At 70.1% G+C, this 22,459-nt stretch carries 22 protein-coding genes and 5 pseudogenes; 11 read left to right on the top strand and 16 right to left on the bottom strand.

From position 1 onward, the window contains the following. Positions 1 to 82: 82 nt before the first annotated feature. Positions 83 to 445: pseudogene (locus tag D9753_RS38555) on the top strand (transposase); the annotation flags it as partial. Positions 446 to 568: 123 nt separating this feature from the next. Here the strand turns inward: D9753_RS38555 and D9753_RS39140 are convergent. From D9753_RS39140 to D9753_RS35870, 10 genes and pseudogenes are all read right to left on the bottom strand, one after another. Then, positions 569 to 814, bottom strand: a complete 246-nt coding sequence (locus D9753_RS39140) for a LutC/YkgG family protein (protein WP_338058018.1) — start codon at positions 812 to 814, stop codon at positions 569 to 571. 387 nt (positions 815 to 1,201) lie between these two features. After that, positions 1,202 to 2,701: a LutB/LldF family L-lactate oxidation iron-sulfur protein gene (locus D9753_RS35910; protein ID WP_121790775.1), complete on the bottom strand. Its 1,500-nt coding sequence runs from the start codon at positions 2,699 to 2,701 to the stop codon at positions 1,202 to 1,204. After that, positions 2,698 to 3,438, bottom strand: a complete 741-nt coding sequence (locus D9753_RS35905; RefSeq protein WP_121790774.1) for a (Fe-S)-binding protein — start codon at positions 3,436 to 3,438, stop codon at positions 2,698 to 2,700. The genes D9753_RS35910 and D9753_RS35905 overlap by 4 nt, the downstream gene beginning before the upstream one ends. Beyond that, positions 3,429 to 4,337 carry an amidohydrolase family protein gene (locus D9753_RS35900; RefSeq protein ID WP_121790773.1) on the bottom strand — a complete coding sequence of 303 codons (909 nt, stop codon included), beginning with the start codon at positions 4,335 to 4,337 and terminating at the stop codon, positions 3,429 to 3,431. Before D9753_RS35900 ends, D9753_RS35905 begins: the two co-directional genes overlap by 10 nt. Beyond that, positions 4,334 to 4,645 (bottom strand): L-rhamnose mutarotase, encoded by a 312-nt coding sequence (locus D9753_RS35895; protein ID WP_121790772.1) that lies wholly within the window; start codon positions 4,643 to 4,645, stop codon positions 4,334 to 4,336. Before D9753_RS35895 ends, D9753_RS35900 begins: the two co-directional genes overlap by 4 nt. After that, positions 4,642 to 5,688, bottom strand: a complete 1,047-nt coding sequence (locus D9753_RS35890) for an aldo/keto reductase (RefSeq protein WP_121790771.1) — start codon at positions 5,686 to 5,688, stop codon at positions 4,642 to 4,644. Before D9753_RS35890 ends, D9753_RS35895 begins: the two co-directional genes overlap by 4 nt. Further along, on the bottom strand, positions 5,685 to 6,443 hold the full coding sequence (locus D9753_RS35885) for an SDR family NAD(P)-dependent oxidoreductase (RefSeq protein ID WP_121790770.1): 759 nt from the start codon (positions 6,441 to 6,443) through the stop codon (positions 5,685 to 5,687). Before D9753_RS35885 ends, D9753_RS35890 begins: the two co-directional genes overlap by 4 nt. Then, the gene (locus tag D9753_RS35880) at positions 6,440 to 7,777 is read right to left on the bottom strand and encodes an L-fuconate dehydratase (protein WP_121790769.1); all 1,338 of its coding nucleotides are present in this window, start codon (positions 7,775 to 7,777) and stop codon (positions 6,440 to 6,442) included. Before D9753_RS35880 ends, D9753_RS35885 begins: the two co-directional genes overlap by 4 nt. Before the next feature lie 14 nt (positions 7,778 to 7,791). Further along, a complete protein-coding gene (locus tag D9753_RS35875) occupies positions 7,792 to 8,643 on the bottom strand; it encodes a fumarylacetoacetate hydrolase family protein (RefSeq protein ID WP_121790768.1) in 852 nt (283 codons plus the stop codon). Positions 8,644 to 8,904: 261 nt separating this feature from the next. Beyond that, positions 8,905 to 9,734, bottom strand: a pseudogene (locus D9753_RS35870) (IS5 family transposase). Between the two features lie 664 nt (positions 9,735 to 10,398). Here D9753_RS35870 and D9753_RS35865 point away from each other — a divergent pair. From D9753_RS35865 to D9753_RS35835, 8 genes and pseudogenes are all read left to right on the top strand, one after another. After that, on the top strand, positions 10,399 to 11,451 hold the full coding sequence (locus D9753_RS35865) for a sugar ABC transporter substrate-binding protein (protein ID WP_121790767.1): 1,053 nt from the start codon (positions 10,399 to 10,401) through the stop codon (positions 11,449 to 11,451). A gap of 115 nt (positions 11,452 to 11,566) precedes the next feature. Then, positions 11,567 to 13,168, top strand: a complete 1,602-nt coding sequence (locus D9753_RS35860) for a sugar ABC transporter ATP-binding protein (protein ID WP_121790766.1) — start codon at positions 11,567 to 11,569, stop codon at positions 13,166 to 13,168. A 2-nt stretch (positions 13,169 to 13,170) separates the two neighbouring features. Next, positions 13,171 to 14,214, top strand: a complete 1,044-nt coding sequence (locus D9753_RS35855) for an ABC transporter permease (RefSeq protein ID WP_121790765.1) — start codon at positions 13,171 to 13,173, stop codon at positions 14,212 to 14,214. 67 nt (positions 14,215 to 14,281) lie between these two features. Further along, the gene (locus D9753_RS35850; protein ID WP_121790764.1) at positions 14,282 to 14,983 is read left to right on the top strand and encodes a FadR/GntR family transcriptional regulator; all 702 of its coding nucleotides are present in this window, start codon (positions 14,282 to 14,284) and stop codon (positions 14,981 to 14,983) included. A 450-nt stretch (positions 14,984 to 15,433) separates the two neighbouring features. Further along, positions 15,434 to 15,667: pseudogene (locus D9753_RS38845) on the top strand (transposase); the annotation flags it as partial. A 16-nt stretch (positions 15,668 to 15,683) separates the two neighbouring features. Further along, positions 15,684 to 15,864 (top strand): annotated as a pseudogene (locus D9753_RS37305) (IS701 family transposase); the annotation flags it as partial. Positions 15,865 to 15,995: 131 nt separating this feature from the next. Further along, positions 15,996 to 16,193: a hypothetical protein gene (locus tag D9753_RS35840; RefSeq protein WP_121790762.1), complete on the top strand. Its 198-nt coding sequence runs from the start codon at positions 15,996 to 15,998 to the stop codon at positions 16,191 to 16,193. A gap of 14 nt (positions 16,194 to 16,207) precedes the next feature. Beyond that, positions 16,208 to 16,708: a cupin domain-containing protein gene (locus D9753_RS35835; protein WP_121790761.1), complete on the top strand. Its 501-nt coding sequence runs from the start codon at positions 16,208 to 16,210 to the stop codon at positions 16,706 to 16,708. 166 nt (positions 16,709 to 16,874) lie between these two features. Here D9753_RS35835 and D9753_RS35830 read toward each other — a convergent pair. The 3 genes and pseudogenes from D9753_RS35830 to D9753_RS35820 all read right to left on the bottom strand — a co-directional run. Further along, positions 16,875 to 17,337, bottom strand: a pseudogene (locus D9753_RS35830) (transposase); the annotation flags it as partial. Between the two features lie 176 nt (positions 17,338 to 17,513). Beyond that, positions 17,514 to 17,786: a hypothetical protein gene (locus D9753_RS35825; RefSeq protein ID WP_121790760.1), complete on the bottom strand. Its 273-nt coding sequence runs from the start codon at positions 17,784 to 17,786 to the stop codon at positions 17,514 to 17,516. Beyond that, on the bottom strand, positions 17,779 to 18,186 hold the full coding sequence (locus D9753_RS35820; protein ID WP_205614346.1) for a hypothetical protein: 408 nt from the start codon (positions 18,184 to 18,186) through the stop codon (positions 17,779 to 17,781). The genes D9753_RS35825 and D9753_RS35820 overlap by 8 nt, the downstream gene beginning before the upstream one ends. Positions 18,187 to 18,307: 121 nt before the next feature. Here D9753_RS35820 and D9753_RS35815 point away from each other — a divergent pair, with 121 nt between their 5' ends. Next, positions 18,308 to 18,910 carry an ArsR/SmtB family transcription factor gene (locus tag D9753_RS35815; protein ID WP_121790759.1) on the top strand — a complete coding sequence of 201 codons (603 nt, stop codon included), beginning with the start codon at positions 18,308 to 18,310 and terminating at the stop codon, positions 18,908 to 18,910. A 34-nt stretch (positions 18,911 to 18,944) separates the two neighbouring features. Here the strand turns inward: D9753_RS35815 and D9753_RS37300 are convergent, their stop codons facing one another. Next, the gene (locus D9753_RS37300) at positions 18,945 to 19,157 is read right to left on the bottom strand and encodes a hypothetical protein (RefSeq protein WP_205614345.1); all 213 of its coding nucleotides are present in this window, start codon (positions 19,155 to 19,157) and stop codon (positions 18,945 to 18,947) included. A 123-nt stretch (positions 19,158 to 19,280) separates the two neighbouring features. After that, entirely contained in the window at positions 19,281 to 19,460 is a 180-nt protein-coding gene (locus tag D9753_RS37295; protein ID WP_205614344.1) for a site-specific integrase, read from the bottom strand. Between the two features lie 303 nt (positions 19,461 to 19,763). Here D9753_RS37295 and D9753_RS35805 point away from each other — a divergent pair, with 303 nt between their 5' ends. After that, positions 19,764 to 20,246, top strand: coding sequence for a hypothetical protein (locus tag D9753_RS35805; protein WP_163010892.1), 483 nt, complete (start codon positions 19,764 to 19,766; stop codon positions 20,244 to 20,246). Positions 20,247 to 20,939: 693 nt separating this feature from the next. On the opposite strand, the gene D9753_RS35800 is transcribed toward D9753_RS35805, so the two are convergent. Then, on the bottom strand, positions 20,940 to 22,079 hold the full coding sequence (locus D9753_RS35800; protein ID WP_240468406.1) for a methyltransferase domain-containing protein: 1,140 nt from the start codon (positions 22,077 to 22,079) through the stop codon (positions 20,940 to 20,942). Positions 22,080 to 22,459 lie beyond the last annotated feature (380 nt).

The raw sequence follows: 22,459 nt of genomic DNA, 5'->3' as shown, positions 1-22,459 counted from the left end.
ATACCCCGTGTCCAGAGCGAGGAGAGGGAATTCGGAAAATCCCTGGTCACAACACATCGCCGCCAGGAGCCTGGGGTAAATCATGGGATCAATGTCGCGCAGCGGTCGGCCGGATCATCGATCGGCACGGTTCACTGCTCGCCCCGGCCCGGACCGGGGCGAGCAGAAGGCGGCCGAGGTCGTCATCGTCGACGGCACGCTCGTGCCCGCCGGCGACCGCAGCGTGGCCGGCTCCTCCAAGAACTACCGGTACTCGGCGAACCTGCAGGTCCTGGTGCACGCCGACACCCGCCTGGTGCTGGTCGTCGGCCGGCCGCTGCCCGGCAACCGCAACGACCGCACCGCCTTCACCGAGTCCGGCATCGACAGCACCGTCGGCAAGGCCACCGTCCTGGCCGACGGCGGCTACCACGGCACCGGCGCCCTCGTTCCGCGTCGCCGCGAGGCCGACCAGGACCAGCTCGAAGGCTGGAGAGACGACCACAACGCCTCCCGTCGCCGAATACGCGCCCGCCCGGCCCAGCACCGGCCTCCCCGAACCGCAGCAGACGCAGTTACGAGCCGGCCTTCAGGCGCCCCCCACCACGACGATGTCCAGGGTCCTGGGCCCGTGCACGCCCTCGACGCGGTCCAGTTCTATGTCGCTGGTGGCCGAGGGGCCGGAGATGAGCGTCAGCGGGCGGTAGGGGTCGAGCAGGCCCCATGCCTCGGGTACGTCGGAAGCGATCTGGTCCGCCCGGACCACGCAGATGTGCTGGTCCGGAAGCAGGGTCAGGACCCGCCGTCCCTGGCCCGGACCATGGTCGAGGGTCACGGTGCCGGTGACCGCGATGGCGGTGGCGACAGTGGTGACCACGGCGTCCGCCGCGTCGAGTTGTCCGGCTGTCAACGGCGGGACGTCCGCCAGCAGTGACCACGCCCCCTCCGGAACCAGGTCCTCAGGAAGCCCGGGCGGAACCACCAGGGACCGTGCTCCGGTTCGGGCCAGCGCATGACCGACGGCCGCCGCGGCACCGGCCGGCGGCACACGGACCACCGTGGCGCGGTATCTCGGCGGCACGCTCGACGAACAGGCTGACGATGTCCGGTCCCGCGTGATCGGCGCGGCGACCGTGCGACATCGCTACATCGTCGGGGCGCTCCGAACCCGGCACGCCGGACAGTGCTCCGCGGATCGCGCTCAGGACGGTCTGGCGGCCGTTCATCGTCGTCCCTTCCCCTCTGCTGTCGTACTACTGCCTTCGCTGCTGGGCGGTCGCGTGCGGCGCCACCAGGCGCGCAGGGACTCGCGGGCCGGCGCCGGGATGTCCCGGGTGTCGGACCAGCGGGCGAACGGACCGGGCAGGGCGCCGATCCGGCCGTCACGGGCCAGCAGCCGAGCTCCCATGGCGGCCAGCCGCTGTACGGTGGCCAGCCGGCGGGGTGAGCCCAGGACGGCACCAGCGGCCTTCATGGCTAGTGCCTCGAATGTGGGCAGCAGTCGGTCCCGGCGTTCGGCCTCCACAGCCTCGGCGCGCAGGTGGACCAGCACCTCGGGAATGTTGATCTTCACAGGGCAGGCGTCGTAACAGGCGCCGCACAGGGTCGAGGCGAAGGGCAGCGAGGCCGCGTTCTGGATGCCGGCCAGCTGCGGGGTCAGGACGGCGCCGATCGGCCCGGGGTAGACCGAACCGTAGGCATGGCCACCCGTGCGCTCGTACACCGGGCAGACATTGAGGCACGCCGAGCACCGGATGCAGGCGAGGGCCTGGCGGCCCACCTCGTCGGCGAGAGTGGCGGTGCGGCCGTTGTCCAGCAGCACCAGGTGGAAGTTCCGGGGACCGTCGCCCTCGATGACCCCGGTCCACAGGGAGGTGTACGGGTTCATCCGCTCACCGGTCGACGAGCGGGGCAGGAGCTGGAGGAACACGTCCAGGTCGGCGAAGGACGGCAGGATCTTCTCGATGCCCATGACGGTGATCAGGGTCTCCGGCAGGGTCAGGCACATCCGCCCGTTGCCCTCCGACTCCACCACCGCCACCGTTCCGGTGTCGGCGGCCGCGAAATTGGCGCCGGAGACGGCGACCTTGGCCCGCAGGAACTTCTCCCGCAGGTGGAGCCGGGCCGCCTCGGCGAGATCGCGGGGCTCGTCGGTGAGGTCCTCGGGGGCGGGCCTGCCCCACTCCCCCATCTCCCGGCGGAAGATCTCCCGGATCTCGGAGCGGCCCCGATGGATGGCCGGCACCAGGATGTGCGACGGACGGTCGGCGCCCAGCTGCACGATGAGTTCCGCGAGGTCGGTCTCATAGGCACGGATGCCCGCACCCGCGAGCGCCTCGTTGAGGCCGATCTCCTGGGTCGCCATCGACTTGACCTTGACGACCTCGTCCTCGCCGGTCGCCTTCACCAGGGCGGTCACGATGCGGTTGGCCTCGGCGGCGTCCGACGCCCAGTGAACCACTCCCCCCGCGGCGGTCACCGCCTTCTCGAGGCGCAGGAGATGGTGGTCGAGGTGGCGGAGGGTGTGGCGCTTGACCGCGGCGGCCGTCTCCCGCAGTTCCTCCCAGTCCTCCAGTTCGGCGGCGACCGCCAGCCGCTTGTCCCGGATGGTGCCGGTCGCCCGGCGCAGGTTCGCCCGCAGCCGGGTGTCGGCGAGCGCGGTGCGCGCCGCCTCGGGAAAGGGCGGGGTGCCCAGCCATACGACGTTGTCGGCGCCACTCACCGCGCGCCCCCTTCCGTGGAGGCCAGGATCTCGGCCAGATGTATCGTGCCGACGCCGGTACGGAGCCGGGACAGGCCGCCACCGATGTGGGTGAGGCAGGAGTTGTCGCCCGCGCACAGGAACTCCGCGCCGGTGTTCTGCACATGACGCATCTTGTCGGCCAGCATCGCGTTGGAGACCTCCGCGTTCTTCAGGGCGAAGGTGCCGCCGAAGCCGCAGCAGGATTCGGCGGCGGGCAGTTCGACGAGGTCGATGCCCTTCACGGCGCGCAACAGTTTCAGCGGCCGGTCGCCGACCCGCAGCATGCGCAGCGAGTGGCAGGTCGGGTGGTAAGTGACGCGGTGCGGGAAGTACGCGCCGACATCGGTGACGCCGAGGACGTCGACGAGGAGTTGCGACAGCTCGTACACCGTCGGGACCACGTGCTCGACCGCCTCGGCGAGCGCGGCGTCGCCGTACTGGGCGACCACCACGCGGTAGTGGTCGCGCACCATGCCCGCGCAGGACCCGGAGGGGGCGACGACGGCGTCGTAGCCCGCGAAGACCTCGGCGAACCGACGGACCATGGGCAGGGTCTCGGGGCGGTAGCCGGTGTTGAAGTGTATCTGGCCGCAGCAGGTCTGGGCCTGCGGGAACTCCACGGTGTGGCCGAGGCGCTCCAGCAGTTCGGTCACCGCCCGGCCGGTGCGGGGGAACATCGTGTCGTTGAAGCAGGTGATGAAGAGGGCTATACGCATGGGGTTTCCTGGGACGTGGCCGGCCGTGCGGTGACGGACAGGTCGTAGGTCCGCGCGGCCGTACCGGTGAAGACGTCATGACGCTCGGCCGGCCCGAGCCCGGCCGTCAGCTCGCGTGCGACGGCGATCACCTCGGCGTACGTGGCGGCGAGCCGACAGACCGGCCAGTCGGAGCCGAACATCAGCCGCCCGGGTCCGAAGGCGTCGAGCACGGTGTCGGCGTACGGCGTGAGGGCCGCGATGGTCCACGCGCCCCAGTCGGCCTCGGTGACCATGCCGGAGAGTTTGCAGACGGTGTTGGGGAGGGCGGCGAGGCGCCGGATCTGCTGCGCCCAGGGGGCGAGTTCGCCGGACGCGATGGGCGGCTTGCCGAGGTGGTCGAGGACGAAGGTGAGGTCTGGCAGGCGCTCCGCGGCCTCGACGGCCGTCGCGAGTTGGTGGGGCTTCATCACCAGGTCGTAGACGAGTCCCGCCTCGGCGACCGCGGCAAGGCCGCGCAGTACGTCGGGGCGTACGAGCCAGCGCGGGTCCGGCTCGCCCTGCACCTGGTGGCGGATGCCCACCAGGTGTTCGCCTCCGGGCCCCACGCGCAGCCCCGCAAGGGTTTCGGCGACATCGGGTGCGGTCAGGTCGGTCCAGCCGACGACCCCGGCGACCAGGTCGCTGCGAGCGGCCAGGGCCAGGAACTCCGGGGTCTCCTCCGGCACGGTGATCGTCTGCACCAGCACGGTCGCCGTGACACCAGCCGCGTGGGCCTTGGGCGCCAGATCGTCGAGAAGGAAGTCACGTCGTAGCGGGGCGAGTTCGTCTCCGCTGATCCAGTCCTGGTCGCGGACGGACAGGTCCCATACATGGTGGTGGGCATCCACGATGCCGGGCACGGTTTCCGCTGTGGTCACAGTTTCCACACCACCGGCAGCGAGGCGTCCGTGCCTTGCGCGGAGTAGTCGTGGACGACGTCGAGCAGGTCGGCCATCCGGGCCTGCCAGGCGATGTTGGCAGGCAACTTGTCGAGTTCGGCGATCATCGCCCGGTAGTCCTCGACCTCCAGCACATGGAACAGGTCCGTGCCACTGCGCCAGATCGTCCATTCACGCACCCCCGCGGCGCGGATGGCGGCGGTGAGTTCCTCAGGCACTTCCCGGTGCGCGGCCTCGTACTCCTCGATCCGGTCGGCGCGGACCTCGGTGTGCAGGGCAACCCTCATGACGGCTCCTTCGACGGCGTGGCTTCCCCGGTCGGCGCGGCGTTCCCGACCGGCGCGGCTGCGGGGACGGGGGCGTCCGGGTCCAGCAGCCCCTCGGCGCGCAGCTCGTCCCACAGGGCGTGCGGGATGGGGTGCCGCAACTGCTCCACCGTGTCGCGCACCTCCTGGGGGGAGCGCGCCCCGGTCAGGACACTCGCGACCGCGGAGTGGCCGAACGGGAAGCGCAGCGCGGTGGCCCGCAGCGGCACGCCATGGCGTTCGCAGACCGCGAGCAGCCTCAGCGCCCGGTCGAGGACCGGCTGCGGAGCGGGTGCGTAGTCGTACGTGGCGCCGGGCCGGGGGGCCGTCAGCAGCCCGGAGTTGAACACCCCGCCGATGACCACGCTCCGGCCGCGGGCTGCTGCTTCCGGGAGCAGTTCGGTGAGCGAGCCCTGTTCCAGGAGGGTGTAGCGGCCGGCCAGCAGAACCACGTCGATGTCGGTCTCGCGCAGGAACCGGGCGGGCAGGGCGGACTGGTTCATCCCGATACCGATCGCTCCGATCACGCCTTCGGTGCGCAGCCGCTCCAGCGCCGGGTACGCCTCGTGCAGCGCCTGCTCGGCGTGGTCGTCGGGGTCGTGGAGCAGGGCGATGTCGATCCGGTCCAGGCCGAGGCGTTCCAGGCTGGCCTCCAGGGAGCGCAGCACTCCGTCGGCGCTGAAGTCCCAGACGCGGCGGTGGGTGGCCGGGACCGCGAAGCCATGGGCGAGGTCGTCGCCGACGCTGCCGGCCGGGTCCGGTACGAGAAGCCGCCCGACCTTGGTGGAGAGCGTGTAGGTGTCACGGGGGCGGTCGCGCAGCGCGGCGCCGAGCCGCCGTTCCGACAGGCCGAGACCGTAGTGGGGCGCGGTGTCGAAGGTGCGGAGGCCGGCGTCCCAGGCCGCCTCCACCGTGGCGTGGGCGGCCTCGTCGGTGACGGGGTGGAAGAGGTTGCCGAGGGCGGCACAGCCCAGCGCGAGTTCCGAGACCGGTACCGTACTGCCGCCCAGCGTGGTGGTCCTCACGACCGGTCCACCGGGCGCAGTCGCAGTCCCTGCATGCCGCCGTCCACCGCGAGCGCGGTGCCGGTGACGGACGCCGCGGCCGGACTCGCCAGGTAGACGATGGCGGCGGCGACCTCGTCGGCGGTGACCAGGCGTCCCATGGGCTGGCGGGTGTTGAGGGCCGCGCGCTCTGCCTCGGGATCGTCGGCCGCGTCCAGCAGCCGGGAGACCCAGGGGGTGTCGGCGGTGCCGGGGTTGACGCAGTTGACGCGGATGCCCTCGCGGACGTGGTCGGCGGCCATGGCCAGAGTCAGTGAGAGGACCGCACCCTTGCTGGCGCCGTACAGGGCGCGCTGCGGGAGGCCCGCGGTGGCGGCGATCGAGCATGTGTTGACGACCGCCGCGTGTGCGGAGCGGCGCAGGTGGGGCAGGGCGGCGCGCGTGGTACGCACCATGCCGAGGACGTTGACGTCCAGAACCCGGTGCCACTGCTCGTCCGGGTTGTCCTCGATGGTGCCCACCGCGCCGATGCCCGCGTTGTTCACGAGGATGTCCAGGCCGCCGAGCCGCGCGGCGGCCTGTTCCACGGCGGCGCGCACGGAGGCGTCGTCGCTGACGTCGGCCCGGAGGCCGAGCAGCGGTTCGCTGACGCCGCCCGGGTCGAGGTCGAGCACGGCGACCGCCGCGCCCTGCGCCGCCAGTGCGCGGGCCGTGGCGAGCCCGATGCCGGACGCGCCCCCGGTGATGACGGCCTTGAGCCCTGACAGACCCGTCATGCCACTTCCTCCCGTCCGGCGAGGTCGGCGGCCCAGAAGGCGCCGGCCGGGTAACGGTATTCGGCAAGGGACTCGGGGTGCATGGTGGCGGAGAACCCCGGGGTCAGCGGCGCGGTGTAGTGACCGTCGCGCATCACCACGGGCGCGGTGAAGTGCTCATGGAGGTGGTCGACGTACTCGATGACGCGGTTCTCGGTCGTGCCGGACAGGGCCAGGTAGTCGAACATCGACAGGTGCTGCACCAGCTCGCACAGGCCCACTCCGCCGGCGTGCGGGCAGACCGGCACCCCGAACTTCGCGGCGAGCAGCAGGATCGCGAGGTTCTCGTTGACCCCTCCGACCCGGGCCGCGTCGATCTGGAGCACGTCGATGGCGTCGGCCTGGAGGAGTTGCTTGAAGATGATGCGGTTCTGCACATGTTCGCCGGTGGCGACCTTCACGGGGGCGACGCCCCGGCGGACGGCGGCGTGGCCGAGGACGTCGTCGGGGCTGGTGGGCTCCTCGATCCAGTACGGGTCGAACTCGGCGAGCGCATTGGTCCACTCGACCGCCTCACCGACGTCCCAGCGCTGGTTGGCGTCGATGGCGATGCGGATCTCCTCGCCGACGGCGGCGCGGGCGGTGCGCATGCGGCGGATGTCGTCGGCGAGATCGGCGCCGACCTTGAGCTTCATCTGGGTGAAGCCGTCGGCGACGGCCTGCTTGGCCAGCCGGGTGAGCTTCTCGTCGGAGTAGCCGAGCCAGCCCGGAGAGGTGGTGTAGCCGGGGTAGCCGCGCTCCAGCAAGACGCTCTCTCGCTCCGCGAGCCCGGTGCGGCCCTCGCGCAGCAGCTTGAGGGCGTCCTCAGGGTTGAGGGCGTCGGCGATGTAGCGGAAGTCGACCTGGGAGACCAGCCACTCGGGGTCGGCGTGGGCGAGCAGTCGCCACAGGGGCTGCCCGGCGCGCTTGGCGGCCAGGTCCCACACGGCGTTGACGACCGCGCCGATGGCCATGTGCATCACGCCCTTCTCGGGGCCCAGCCAGCGCAGCTGGCTGTCTCCGATCAGGTCGCGGTTGATCGAGCCCGGGTCGGTGCAAAGGTCCTCCACGGATCGGCCCAGGAGGTGGGGCCGCAGGGCGCCGATGGCGGCGACCTGGACATCGTTACCGCGTCCGATGGTGAAGGTGAAGCCGTGGCCCTCGTGCCCGTCGGCCGCGTCCGTGCGCAGCACGACATAGGCGGCGGAGTAGTCGGGATCCGGGTTCATCGCGTCGGAGCCGTCCAGTTCCCGCGAGGTGGGGAAGCGGACGTCGTAGGTGTCGACGGCGGTGATCCGGGCGGAGGTCGTAGTCAAGGTGGTCCTCCCTTTTACGCTTGGGTGAAGGTCTGGCGCTGGCTGCCGAGGCCGTCGACGGAGAGCTCGACGGTGTCGCCGGGGCGCAGGAAGGGAGAGCCGGGGAGCCCAAGGGCCACGCCTGCGGGCGTACCGGTGTTGATCACGTCACCCGGCTCCAGGACCATGTACTGGCTCAGGTACGACACCATGTGGTCGACCGAGAAGATCATGTCGCCGGTATGGCCGTCCTGCCGCTTCACCCCGTTGACGCTGAGGTGCAGGCCCAGGTCCTGCGGGTCGCCGACCTCGTCGGCGGTGACCAGCCACGGGCCGAGCGGGTTGAAGGTCTCGCAGGACTTGCCCAGATCCCACTGCGGGGAGTACTCCAGTTGGAATTCGCGTTCGGAGACGTCATGGCTGATCGCATAGCCGGCGATCACGGCCCGCGCGGCCTCGAGGCCGTCGAGGTAGCGGGCCCGCCGTCCGATGACGACCGCCAGCTCCACCTCCCAGTCGGTCTTGACCGAGCCTCGGGGGATCAGCACCTCGTCGCACGGGCCGACGACCGTGCCCGGGTCCTTCATGAAGACCACCGGGCGGGGCGGGATCGCGGCGCCGGTCTCGGCGGCGTGGTCGCGGTAGTTCAGCCCGACGCAGATGATTTTGCCGGGGCGGGCCAGGGGGGCGCCGATCCGCAGGCCGTCGGTGTCGAGTTCGGGCAGTCCGCCCGCCACGACGGCTGCGCGGGCCCGGTCCACTCCCCCGGAGGCGAGGAAGTCGCCGTCGATGTCCCGGGTCACAGAGGACAGGTCCAGCAGCCGGCCGTCGTCGGTACGGACTGCGGGTCGCTCCTCGCCGGGGGCGCCGACTCGTAGCAGTTTCACTGGGGGCTCCCTTGCCGTGCGGGTTTCGTCTGAGTGTTGGTCGCCATAGGGCTGAGCCGCCTGCCGTGCGCCGGGCCGGACCTGCCGACGGGCTTCGCTCATCCACCTCTGCATTCATCGGATGTATGGCGGCACAGTGACCCTAGATGCGGAGATGGCACCTGGCAACGGATTCCTCGGATGTATATCTTCGACGATGTCAATCAGGCACACACGAAGGGAGATCCACCATGGTCGCCCTAGGAGTTGTCGTCAAAGTGTTCACGCCCACATCAGGAGCGATGCGAGGGTGACGGCTGCTTGGTAGGACTGGGCGGTCTTGTCGTACCTGGTGGCGATGCCGCGCCGTTGCTTGAGGCGGTTGAAGCAGCGTTCGACGACGTTGCGGTGCTTGTAGACGCTGCGGTCGAAGGCCGGAGGGCGGCCGCCAGTGCTACCGCGCCGGGCCCGGTTGGCGACCTGGTCAGACCGTTCGGGAATGGTGTGGGCAATGCCGCGGCGGCGGAGCCAGGTGCGGATGGCTTTCGAGCTGTAGCCCTTGTCGCCGATCACGTGATCGGGCCTGATCCGGGGCCGGCCTGGCCCGATTCGGGGCACCCGTATCGCGTCCATCACGGCGGTGAACTGGGTGCAGTCGTTGGTGTTCCCGCCCGTCAGCACGAAGGCCGGCGGGCGGCCCGAGCCGTCGCAGGCAAGGTGAGTCTTGCTGGTCAGCCCGCCTCGGGACCGGCCCAGTTCCGGACCCCGGAGCCCCCTTTTCGGGCTCCGGCGGCGTGCTGGTGGGCTCGGACGATGGTGGAGTCGACCGACACCAGCCACTCGATGTCGCCCGCGGCATCCGCTTGCGCCTGCGCGGTTTGGAGCATCCGCTCGAAGGTTCCGTCCGCCGCCCACCGGCGGAAACGCGTGTGGAGGCTGGCCCACGACCCGTATCGCTCGGGCACATCCCGCCAGGCGACCCCGGTGCGGAACTTCCACACGATCCCGTTCAGGACCGTCCGGTCGTCCAGCCGGGGCCGGCCCAGCGCAGGCCGGGGCAGCAGCGGCTGCACGAGTTCCCACTCGGCATCGGACAGTTCATGGCGACGTATCACGACTCCATGATCCACAAAACAAGATCACTTTGACGACAGACCCTAGGCCGCAAGGTCGACGTGCGAGTCGCCATCCCATGAATCCGGAGTGACCCGCGAGGCCACCCTTACTGGTGAGAACGACACCGGCAGGCACACACCACGGGTCACCCAAGGGGGAGACGGGTCCTCCGGGCCTTCGCCCTGCCCCGCTTCCGCGGGCCCGGGGGGGCTCGTTGCCGGATCGTGAGCTGCCGCAGCGCATCGACCGTCCCCCATGAGGGTCGAGCTATGCAGGTCGCAGAGGGTGTGAGCGTGAAGCAGCGCGATCGGCACAGCGCCTTGGCGCCCTACGGCGTGATGTCCCGCGAATCTGTGGCGGCGAACCCTTGTCAACGTCGGCAACGCCGTCGTAACGTCCTCGGCGTCCGGGATACATCGGAGGAATGGTTGCACGATCCTGTACGCCCATTCGGCTCGCATCCGTGCGGTCGCTCCGCCTCCGCACCTCCTCGGTCCCCGGCTGCCCCTCACACCCACCCCTCAGGGCATGATCCGCGCATCTCCGTGCCGGATCGGCAACTGCCCGTCCGGCGACGTCGCCCTTCCCCCGCAGGCAGGTACGCCCTCCCCACCGTCGCCCTGCGGCCCCTGTGCCCCCGGCCAAGGAGAGAACACGGTCATGAACCTCGCTCGCACCCGCTCCACCGCCGCAGCCGCCACCGCTGTTCTCGCGGCACTGGCGCTCGCCGCCGCATGCAACCGCGAAAGCACTGACCCGGCCGCCTCGGGCGGTGACAAGCCCACCGTCGGGATCGACCTGCCGCGCTCCGACTCCGACTTCTGGAACTCCTACGCGCAGTACATCGAGAAGGGCGTCAAGTCCGACGGCATCAACGCGCTGCCGATCAGCAACTCGCAGAACGACGTCACCAAGCTCGTCGCCAACGTGCAGGTGTTTGAGAACACCGGGGCCAAGGCCGTGGTCATGGCTCCGCAGGACACCGGGGCCCTCGCCTCCACCCTCGACACCCTCGCGTCGAAGAAGATCCCGGTGATCAGCGTCGACACCCGGCCCGACAAGGGCGACGTCTACATGGTCGTACGCGCCGACAACCGGGCGTACGGCACCAAGGCCTGCGAGTACCTCGGCGAGCAGCGGGGCGGCAAGGGCAAGGTCGCCGAGTTGCAGGGCGCCCTGGACTCCATCAACGGGCGCGACCGCTCGGAGGCGTTCGCGGAGTGCATGAAGGAGAAGTTCCCGAAGATCAAGGTGTTCGAGCTGCCCACCGACTGGAAGGGTGACGTGGCCTCGGCCAAGCTGCAGTCGCTGCTCGCCCAGCACCCGGATCTGAACGGCATCTACATGCAGGCGGGCGGTGTCTTCCTTCAGCCGACCCTGGCGCTGCTGGAGCAGAAGGGCCTGCTCCAGCCGGCCGGCCAGAAGGGGCACATCACGATCGTCTCCAACGACGGCATCCCGCAGGAGTTCGAGGCCATCCGCAAGGGCCGGATCGACGCCACCGTCTCCCAGCCCGCCGACCTCTACGCCAAGTACGCGCTGTACTACGCCCAGGCCGCGGCCGAGGGCAAGACCTTCAGGGCGGGCAAGACCGACCACGACTCCACCATCATCAAGCTCCCCAACGGCCTCGAAGACCAGCTGCCCGCCCCGCTGGTCACCAAGGACAACGTTGACGAAAAGACCCTGTGGGGCAACAACGTCGGCGGATGACAGGTACTCGCTGCCCGCCGCGTCGGGGGGGGACGCACAGCCTCCCGCACCCCATCGCGGGCAGCCTCCCGCACCGCTCGGCTCCAGCCTCCGTACACGAAGGACGGTATCCACCATGGCGGACACCGCGACCGCCCCGGCGACCGGCCCCGGCACCCCGGCCCCCGTGGCCGAGGCGACCGGCATCAGCAAACGCTTCGGCGCGACCGTCGCGCTGCGCGACGCCCGCATCAGCGTCGCCCCGGGCGAGTCGCACGCCCTGGTCGGACGCAACGGCGCCGGGAAGTCGACGCTCGTGTCCATGCTCACCGGACTCCAGCAACCGGACTCCGGGACCCTGCGCTTCTCCGGCGAGCCCGCGCCCGCCTACGGCGACATCGGCGCCTGGCGCTCCCGGGTCGCCTGCGTCTACCAGCGCTCCACCATCATCGGAGACCTGACCGTCGCCGAGAACCTCTTCCTGAACCGGCAGAGTGCCGGGACGGTGCAGCCCATCCGCTGGAAGCAACTGCGCCGGCGCGCCGAGGAACTGCTCGGCGAGTACGGCGTGGGCGTCGACCCCAGCGCGCGGGCCAAGGACCTCACCGTCGAGCAGCGGCAGTTCGTCGAGATCGCACGGGCCCTCTCGTTCGGCGCACGCTTCATCATCCTCGACGAGCCGACCGCGAAACTCGACGCCCGCGGCATCAACCGCCTCTTCGACAAGCTCCGCCACCTCCAACGGCAGGGCGTCGCCTTCCTCTTCATCTCACACCATCTGCAAGAGGTCTACGACCTCTGCACCACCGTCACCGTCTACCGTGACGCGGCCCACATCCTGACCGCGCCCGTCGCCGAACTCGGTCACCAGGCACTGGTGGAGGCCATGACCGGCGAGTCGGCCTCCACGATCACCGTTGCCGGGGGGTCTCCGGGCGCGCGGAAGGATGCCCCGGAACTGCTGGCGGTCGACGGCCTGACCCTGCCCGGCGTCTGCGAGGGCATCTCCCTCTCGGTCCGCTCCGGCGAGGTCGTCGGGCTCGCCGGCGCCACCGCCAGCGGCAATGTGCAGGTGGGTGAGACGATCGCCGGTCTGCACCGCGCCAAGGAAGGCCGTATCACGGTGGGCGGCAGGACCGTGCGCACCGGCAGTGTGCCGTCCGCGCTCACCGTCGGAGTGGGTCTGGTCCCCGAGGACCGCCACCTCCAAGGGCTGGTGAACAACCGCAGCGTGGCGGAGAACGCGACGCTCACCGTCACCTATCAGCTCGGTCCGTTCGGCACGGTGCTGCCCGCCCGCACCAAGGCGTTCGCCGGACGCATGATCAGGGACCTCGACATCAAGGCGCCGGGAGCCTCCACCCCGGTCTCCGCCCTCTCGGGCGGCAACCAGCAGAAGGTCGTCGTCGCCCGGGCCCTGGCCACCGATCCGCAGGTCCTGGTGGCCATCCGCCCCACCAACGGAGTGGACGTCAAGTCCAAGGAGTTCCTCCTGAGCCGCATCCGGCAGGTAGCGGACGGCGGCAAGGCCGCGCTGATCGTCTCCGACGAACTGGACGACCTGAAGATCTGTGACCGGGTCGTCGTCATGTTCCAGGGGCGCGTGGTCGCCGAGTTCGACCGCGGCTGGAAGGACGAGGTCGTCGTCGCCGTCATCGAGGGCGTCAGCGGCGGCACGGTCCCCGCATCCGCGTCCCCCGCATCCGCCTCAACCGGTACAGACGAGCACGGAGGGTAGTCATGTCCGCCACCACAGATCTCACCGACCCCGCAGTGAGCAAGGCCGAGCCGGCCGCCGCGGACGCCGCGCGCCGCCGGGTCGACTTCGGGCGCTTCCGTGAACTGTCCCTGGTCCCGGCGATCCTCGTCCTCGGCCTGATCGGGTTCATCGTCTCGCCGGCCTTCCTGACCGTCGACAACCTCATCGGCGTCGCTCAGCAATCCACCGAGCTCAGCCTGCTGGTGCTGGCCACCGCGTTGATCCTGATCAGCGGCCGGATGGACCTGTCCCTGGAGTCCACCATCGGCGTGGCGCCCGTCATCGCCGTGTGGCTGGTCCTGCCGACCAGCGGAGCCCGGTTCACGGGCCTCCAACTGTTCCCCGAGTGGACGGCCGTACCGCTCTGTCTGCTGGTGGGCGTGGTGATCGGGGCCGTCAACGGCTTCCTGATCCTGAAGCTGCGTCTCAACGGCTTCATCGTCACCCTCGGCATGCTCACCATGCTGCGCGGACTCCAGGTCGCCCTGTCCGAGGGCCAGTCCATCGTGGAACTGCCGTCCTCCTTCACCTACCTGGGCAAGTCGTCGTGGCTGGGTGTCCCGGCCGCGATCTGGATCTGCGTGGCGCTCTTCGCCCTCAGCGGCAGCGCGCTGGCCTGGCTGCGCCACGGCCGGGCGCTGTACGCGATCGGCGGCAACCCGGAGGCGGCCCGCACCGCCGGCATCCGCGTCGACCGCATCGTGTGGATCGTCCTCATCCTCGGCAGCGTCCTCGCCGCGTTCGCCGGTATCCTCTACAGCGGCCACTACGGCTCCATATCCGCCACCCAGGGCAGCGGCTGGATTTTCCAGGTCTTCGCCGCGACCGTCATCGGCGGAGTCAGCCTCAACGGCGGAAAGGGCTCGATCTTCGGCGCGCTCACCGGTGTGCTGACGCTGCAACTCGTCGTCAACGTCATGACGTTGGCGGGTGTACCACCGCTGTGGAACCAGTTCCTCAACGGAGCCATCATCATCATCGCACTGATCATCTCCCGCTTCGCCTCCGGCGAGAAGCAGGAATAGGCACGCACCACCGTCGGCTCCAGCGGAGCCGACGGCCGGCGCGTCCCCTAGTCAGAGAGGCATCCTCGTGGCACTGACGGACGAGGCGATCGGCAAGATCAAGGCGATGATCCTGGCCGGTGAACTCGCGCCCGGCTCCCGGCTCCCCAAGGAGGAGATCCTCGCCGGACAGCTCGGCCTGTCCCGGAACTCCCTGCGCGAGGCAGTCCGGGCGCTGACGGCCATGCACATCCTGATCACCCGGCAGGGCGACGGCACGTACGTCTCCAGTCTGGAGCCCCATCTCCTGCTGGAGAGCCTCTCCTTCGCCGCCGACGTCTCCCAGGGCCACACGGCTCTGCAGTTGCTCCAGGTACGACGGCTGCTCGAACCGCAGGCGACAGGACTGGCCGCCTCGCTGCTCAAGGAGGAGGACCTCCGGGAACTGCGCAACATCCTCAAGCGGTCCCGGGCCGTCGCCACCGTGGAGGAGTTCGTCGCCCACGACATCGCCTTCCACCTCAGGATCGTCGAAGCAGTCGGCAACCCCGTGCTGTCCATGCTGCTGCAAGTGCTCTCCACCCGCACCCAGCGGGTCCGCATCGTGCGCGGCAGCCAGACCAGTCACGCCCTGAACAACGCCCACGAGGACCACGAGCAGATCCTCAGCGCGCTCCAGTCACGCGACGCCCTGCTCGCCGCCGCTGCGGCGACCGTCCACATCACGGCCGTGGAGCAGTGGCTGGCCACCAGTCTGACCGATAACCCGACACAGGCGATCGACGACTGACCTCGAGCGCTCTCCCCTCAGCCCCCGCCGCCATCGGGTCTCCCCTCCCATGCCCGGACCGGGTGAGGGGGGGCAACCAGGACGGGAGCCACCAGGCGCGTCGTCCGGCGAGGGCGAGGACTGCCAGTCCGGCGCAGGGGTCCCTGGACCTTCCGTACGCCGGCCCCTGACCGCCGACGAGCGCCTGGGACTGAAGGCCGGCGCGGCGCAGTAGCTGACCGCGTGGGGTCCGCTCGGGTTCGCGCCGATGGCCGACGACACGCTCCAGCTCGCCGAGCGAGACCGGAGTGAAGTATCGGAAGCTGTCCGGGGCGATGGTGGTGCGCATCCGACGGCATCCGCAAGCTCCCGGAGAGCGACGACACAACAGGCCACGACCTCGATCCTGGATCGCACGGCTCGCAGCCGCACCCCCGGTCCTAGGGTCTGTCGTCAAAGTGATCTTGTGTTGTGGATCATGGAGTCGTGATACGTCGCCATGAACTGTCCGATGCCGAGTGGGAACTCGTGCAGCCGCTGCTGCCCCGGCCTGCGCTGGGCCGGCCCCGGCTGGACGACCGGACGGTCCTGAACGGGATCGTGTGGAAGTTCCGCACCGGGGTCGCCTGGCGGGATGTGCCCGAGCGATACGGGTCGTGGGCCAGCCTCCACACGCGTTTCCGCCGGTGGGCGGCGGACGGAACCTTCGAGCGGATGCTCCTTCCAGAGCGCGAAACAGGAGTGCGGCCTGGACGACTACCAGGTGCGCCGCTATCCCGGATGGCCCGCCACATGACCCTGGCCATGCTGCCCACGGCTGCCTGACCGTCCTGCGAGCCCGCGAGCCGGATGCCGGGAAAGCGGAAACGGATCCTCCCAGCTCATCCACCTCAGCCCGGCCGACCCCACCCGTCGAGCACATCCTGCACTGGTCGGCCTGGCGCCGACGGCGACGACGCCAGGCCCGCACCAGCCACTGCGAACGACCACGACCCTGTCCCTGGATCCGGAGATTGCCGGGGCGCTGGCCCCGATGGCCGTGGCCGCCGAGTTCCAGCTCGACCCGGCGCGCACGGGCGGTGACCGGTGGCCCTTCCGCGATCCGCTCGGCCGCACCACGTTCACCGTCACCGGGCCGCAGCAGATGCCCGAGCCGCGCGAGCTGTCCACCCAGCAGGTGGCCGCGACGGTCGACGACTCCGCCCCTGATCCTCACCTGACCGACCTTTGAAGGAGACAACCCCGATGATTCCCGACGACGATCCGTCCCGCTCGCTGACCGTGGCGGACCCCGACGACCCCGGCACGACGTACATCTCTCTGGTGGGCAACACGTACGCCATGCTGGTCACCGGCGAGCAGACCAACGGCCGGTACTGCCTGATCGACATGCGCGTCCCCGACGGCGGCGGCCCGCCGCCTCACCGGCACGACTTCGAGGAGATGTTCACGATCCTCGAGGGCGAGATCGAGTTCACTTTCCGCAGCGAGAAGCACACCCTAGGGGCCGGGTCCACGATCATCATCCCGGCCGACGCGCCGCACAACTTCCGCAACGCTTCGGGTGCGTCGGCCCGCATGCTGTGCATGTGCACCCCCGCCGGCCAGGACGAGTACTTCCTGCGCATCGGCGATGTCGTCGCGGGCAAGGACGCGCCGCCGCCCCAAATGTCGGAGGACGAGCTCGCGGAGCGCCGCCGCCGCGCGGCCGAGTTGGCCTCGACCTACCGGAGCGAGTTCCTGTGACTCACGGGGCCGGCAAGCCCGGCACCGGTCGACAGGGTGAAGTTCCCCGCCGAACCGGACAGCCCGGACCAAGACGTTCGGGTCCAGGAGGCGCAGTCCAGGTTGGGTGGCAGGAGCACATGGGCAAGCGATACACGCCCTAGAGGTTGTCCCGTATGGGCGTGAGTTATCCAGTGAGGGCCAGGTTGTGGAGCCGGGCGACGCCGAGCATGGCCTGGTGAACGCCGTTACCCTCTGGGCCGGCAGCCCGTGTTCCACTCGGGCTCGCGCCCGGCGGTGGACGGCGTTCTCCGCTTCCTGCTGCGGACTGAGGTGTGTCTGGCCTCGCCGTTTGCGGTGCGGGATGAGCAGGTCGGTGCCCTGGTATCCGCCGTCGGCGATGGTCGGGGCTCCACGACAGCCCGATCGACGCCGGACTCGGTGAAAGCCCGGCAGTCGTTGCGGCTCCCGGGCAGTGGCAGACCGATCGCCACGACCAGGCGGCTGTTGGCGTCGATCAGCACTTGGAGGTTGGTCGAGTACCGATAGTTCTTGCTCGAGGCCGCGACGCTGCGGTCGCGGGCGGGCACCAGGGTGCCCTCGAGCGTGGACGTGGCCTTCGAAGAACGCCTCCTGGCCGCAGGAAGCGAAGATGCCTACCTGCACTAACCAACGGCGTCGGGTGACCGGTCCATCCACTGGTGGGCTCGCGACGGGAGAGAGAGCCCGTGCGCACATCTTCGCTCTCAGCTCTGCCTTGCTCGGAGACCGGACTCTATGGGCCGAGTACGATCGGCGGGTCGGCGAGAGCTTGGTCCACGGACCGTCAACGACGGCGCGCGGTAAGCAACCAGACGAGATCGATCACCGCGATCGCCCCCCAGATCCAGCAGACGACGGCGCCTCCAGTCGGCGCCAGCGCCGTGGCGAGGGCGCCCAACCCGACGGTGCCCAGCACTACCCCGGCGCTGCGCCCCAATGCCGGTGACGCGCGCAGTGGACCCGGTTCAGCCAGCCGGTCGGCCAGGTAGGCATCGAAGGCTTCCGCGACCTGGTCGTCGATCTCGTCCCGCATCCCGGCATCCAGCGAGTCAGACATGGACGGCCACCCCTTGCGCCACGGCTGGCTGAACGGAAGCCACCCCTGGCGGCCGCAGCGCGGCGACAGCGCACAATATCGCCAGGGGCAGCTCCAGCGTGCAGGCCAGCACCAATGAGAAGACCACGTCGCGCCCGGCCGTCATGACGTCGAACCATGCGTCGACCAGTAACAGCACGGCCGTCGCGATCGACGCCAGCGGCGCCCGGTGGTCACTACGCCGCACCAGCACCGCCGACGTCAGCAGACCGGCGATCTCCAACGCATCGAAGCCGACCCAGGCGACCCGCCAGTGCTGCGCCGGATAGGGGTCCGGCAGCGTCGTCCACAGCACCGCGAGCCACGGCATCAGCGCCACCCCAGCGGCTAGCAACACCCTCCCGACCAGATCTTCCCGCATCTCAACCCCCCAGCGTCTGGGCACCTGCTGGTGCCCTCCCGAACCAAAGTAGCGACTGCAGAGATGTTCTGCAAACAATCTCTGTAATGACTGCAGAGAGTCTCTGCAGTAGGCTGGTCGCATGGTCGAGCGCACTGAGAAGAGAGTGCTCACCGGCCCGGACCTCAAAGCCTTCTACAAGGCCCTGTCCAACCCGGTGCGCCGCGACATCCTGAGCTACCTCGGAGAGCACGGCGAAGCGAACTCCACCAGCGTCGCCAAAGCGCTCGGCGAGAGTACCGGCACCACCAGCTACCACCTGCGTAAACTCGCCGCCCTCAAGTTGATCGCCGAGGTCGAGGAGCGGTCCGCCGGCCGGGAACGCTGGTGGAAGTCGCTCATGACGGACATCTTCACGCCACCGGGCCTGGAGTTGACGGCCGACGAACGCGAGGCCGCGGTGAAGATCGGCGCACTCAAGATGACCCATGACCTGAACCTGGTCGTGAGCGCATACGCCGGGTACGACTCCTCCGCAGGCTGGAACCAGATCTACCGCGCCGGATTGCGGATGACGAAGGAGCAGGTCGCCACGTTCGTCGAGGAGTACCAGGCGCTTCTACGCAAATACCTGACGGAGCCCGGTGACCACCCACCCGACTCACGGCACATGGCCGTACGCCTGGTAGTTGTGCCCGACGAAGGCCCCCGGCCCACCCTGCCGGCCGAGCCGGACGACGATTAGCGCCGCACCGGACCACAGAGTCCTGGCATCGAGGTCAGCCCAGGGCAGTGACACCATCCTCGGCTCGGTCTGCTTGGGCTCGCCGACGTTCGGCCTGCTGTTTCTTGCCGGCGATGTGCCGCAGGCTCTCCTGCAGTCCGGCGGCTTCGCCGAGCCACTGCATCCGCTGAGCTTCCCCGAGGCGCTGGCGGGTGTTGGCCTCGATCTCCAGCAGCCGGGGTTCCTGGGCCAGGTCCAGGCGGAGCATGGGGCATCTGACACAGGCGTTCTCGTGCTGGCAAGGGGTTCCATAGGGGCGGTCGCAGGTGCCGAGGGCGACCTTGCGCAGGCTGCAGTGATCGCGGAATTCCTGCCACTCGGTGTCGCCGGGCTAGCGGTACTCCTCGCTGGGACGGTGCGTTCGGCGCTGGTCGACGAACTGCCGGTAGTGGCGGATGACCCCCTCGGGATAGACCGCGAGGTATGCCTGAGTGGTGTTGAGATCGAGGTGGCCAAGGAGCTTCGCGGCGATGTGGATCGGCAGGCCGCCGTTGACCGTCTCTGTCGACAAGATCCTGCGGAAGAGCCAACTGTAGGAGGCCGGACGACCTGCAGGACGATCAACGTGCCGAGACCGGCGGTGAACCGCGACCGGGTGCCCGCGCTCAGCCCTTGCGGTCCCCAGCCGGAGCCCAGGTCGTCGGAACCGCTCAGCAGCCAGCGGTCCTGCCAGGTGTCGGCGGGGGATCCACCCGGCCAGTCGAAGACGCGCGTCAGTGAGAGCTGCTGGCGCCACAGGTTGCGGACGGTCGGCTCGCTCAGCAGGCCCTCGGCCAGGCGGGCGAGTTCACCACGATCCGCCGTCGCCTGCTCGATGCTGCCGGTCGTGCTCCTTGGTTCAGGAAGCACGGTGGTGAGGAGGGCGGGGTCGCGTGGGCTGACCGAGGCCTTTGACCTGCTGCGCTGGTTCCGGTTCCTCGCCGCAGTGGACGTCGATTGGAGCCGTGCGAAGCGCGTGGACGTACGCGACTTCGTCCTGTGGCTGCGGACGTGCCACAACCCGGCGTGGGACCGGCACCGCCCGGATGCACCCGCGCCGGGGTCGCTGAACGCGCGCACCGGCAAGCCGTACCTGAAGTCGGGGTACGCCCCGGCAACCATCAATCATGCGGTGTCGGTACTGGCGGCGTTCTACGACGAGGTCATTGCCAAAGTCCACGAGCCCTACACGCGCCCCGAGCCTGCGCCGCAGCCGCTAACCCCCAACTACCTTGACCACGGCTCCTTTTCGGGCGACTTCGAGCACTGCCAGCAGACGCTCAGCCGTCACTCAGAGTGGCCGCTGCACGGAAGCTGAGCCAGAACCACAACCCGTGAACAAAGCCAGGACGCCCCCTGGCGGCCCGTGCCGAGCAGTTGGGTCTGCCCGCGCGCGACTGACCGTGCGCCGGCGCCGTCGCCCGTAGGTCCGGCTGCTGACATCCACCAGGCGGTGCAGCCCGCGCGCGCCCCGCGAATACCCAGGCCAGCGGGGGGACACCACGGATGCCGGGCAGCGCCCGCAAGGTGCGGGGACCGTCGCGGGCCGGCGGCATACGGCTGGGCAACCGCCGGGACCGCACCGGTGAGGGCTCCGCGGGCAGCGCCGCCTCTGGGGCGCCGTCTCCCCGGGGCGGGGGTCGCGGTGTTCGGACGGCCCGAACGGCGTCCACCTCGCGGCGTTGCTCAGCGTTTTCGCGCACTGCATGGCAGCCGGGGTTCGGTGACCGGTCCATGCTGCCGCGGCCCGGAGCAGGGCGCTGGCGTGCGAGAGGACGGCCTGAGGGGCCCCATAACGTCTGCGGGCCGGGCGACGAGGCGGGCGGTCAGCAGGAGCGCGTCCCGGTTGCCGGGGTGAGCGGCTGCGCGTGAGGCGGCGGTGCCCGGGGGGGGGTGTGGGCGGCGTGTGTTCGGCGCCGGCCAGGGGCAGCCCCGGGTGCGTCGTCCGGGGGGCGGGGTGGGTGATGGTCGGGTTGAGGAGCGGGGCTTTCACAGGGGCGGAAGGTGTGCTTCAGGTGACCGGCCAGCGGGGCCCGCTCTGGGAATCGTTGACCCACATGTACTGGGCGGTGCCGCTGTCCGTGACGGTCATCCCGAAGTCGTACAGGTCAGGTGCACCCTGCTCCAGCCACGTGTTCCAGGCTGCCTCCAGCTCGTCGGCCAGTCTGCGGGGGCCGCCCTGGAGGGCGATCGTCCGGCCGCCGCCGACGGCCGAGAGCACGGCCCAGGACTGCCGGGCGTCGTGGATCCAGGCGTTGAGCCCGTCAGCGTCCTCAGCGAGGGCGATCCTGAGATCGGGCAGAGCGACGCGCAGCGCGAACCGCAGATGCACGTCGTCCCGGAGCGGGGCGAGGTCGCGGACGAAGGGCTGCTCCCCGTCCGGCTCGCTGCCGGCGCGTACCTGGGTGAAGCCGGGTTCGGCATGCAGGGTACGGCGGTCGGGCATGAACTGTGCCAGTCCCTGTACCCATCCGGTGGCGGAGCGGCCGTCGTCGGCGACGGTCAGCGCCACGTGTCCCAGGCGGCCCCACGGGGTGACGATCCGTCCGCCCGGCTTCACCTGCTCGACCCAGGCCCACGGGATCCGCTCGACGGCGTAGGTTGCGATGACCCGGTCGTAGGGGGCCTTGGGCGCCCAACCCTGGTTTCCGTCACCGACCTGCACGTCCACCATGACGCCCGCTGCGGCCAGTGCCCGGCGCGCTGTCTCGGCCAGATCGGGGTCCGCCTCCACACTGACGGTGAGGCCCGGGCCGGCTCGCCGGTCCAGCAGGGCGGCGTCCCAGCCGTTGCCCGTGCCCAGCTCCAGCACTCGGTGGCCGGGTTCGAGCAGGAGTGAGTCCAGCATGTCGACCACCACGGCCTGGCAGGACAGGCTCGATGTCGGCAGTCCGTTGGTGACCTGGGTGACGGTCGCCGCATCCGGCCCGGCATACACCTCGTCCGCCCAGCCGGCCGGATCGTGCCCGTGGTCGACCGGCACGTAGGCGTGCCCGTCCCATCGCCAGACGCGTCGCGGGGCGAACAGGTGCCGGGGCAGGGCGTCGACGCCGTCGCGGATCCACGCGGAGCGTTCAGGCCAGTCGCCCCGCTGGTCCATGGCAGCGGCCAGGGACCGCTGCGGCCCATCCAGGTCGGATACGGACCCCACCACCACGGGCCTACTTCTTGTGCTTGCCGTCACTGGGCGGAGGCGGGGGCACCTGTCCGTCGCTGTTGCCCGGCGGCGGGTTCCCGGTACTCGGGTCCGCCGGCGGCTTGTCGTGCTTGCCCATCGTTTCACTCCTCCACCGGATAGGAACGGCACCGCCATGGTCCCGCCCCCTGTGGCGGTGCCGGCCGGGATGCCGGAAATCGCCTACGGAACGGCCGAGAGCAGCCGACTGTGCGGCTGCGGCTACCGGGGCGCGCGCAAGAGCAGCACCGTTCGGGCGGCGCTGCGCGTACTGCGCACCGAGGGACCGGTCGACATCACGGCCCCCGCCGGGAGGGCGGGGGCCAAGGGGACGGCGGGGGTCAGTCCTCGTCGAT

Source organism: Streptomyces dangxiongensis (assembly GCF_003675325.1).
Lineage (GTDB): Bacteria > Actinomycetota > Actinomycetes > Streptomycetales > Streptomycetaceae > Streptomyces > Streptomyces dangxiongensis.
This window is presented reverse-complemented; position numbering and strand designations above follow the sequence as displayed.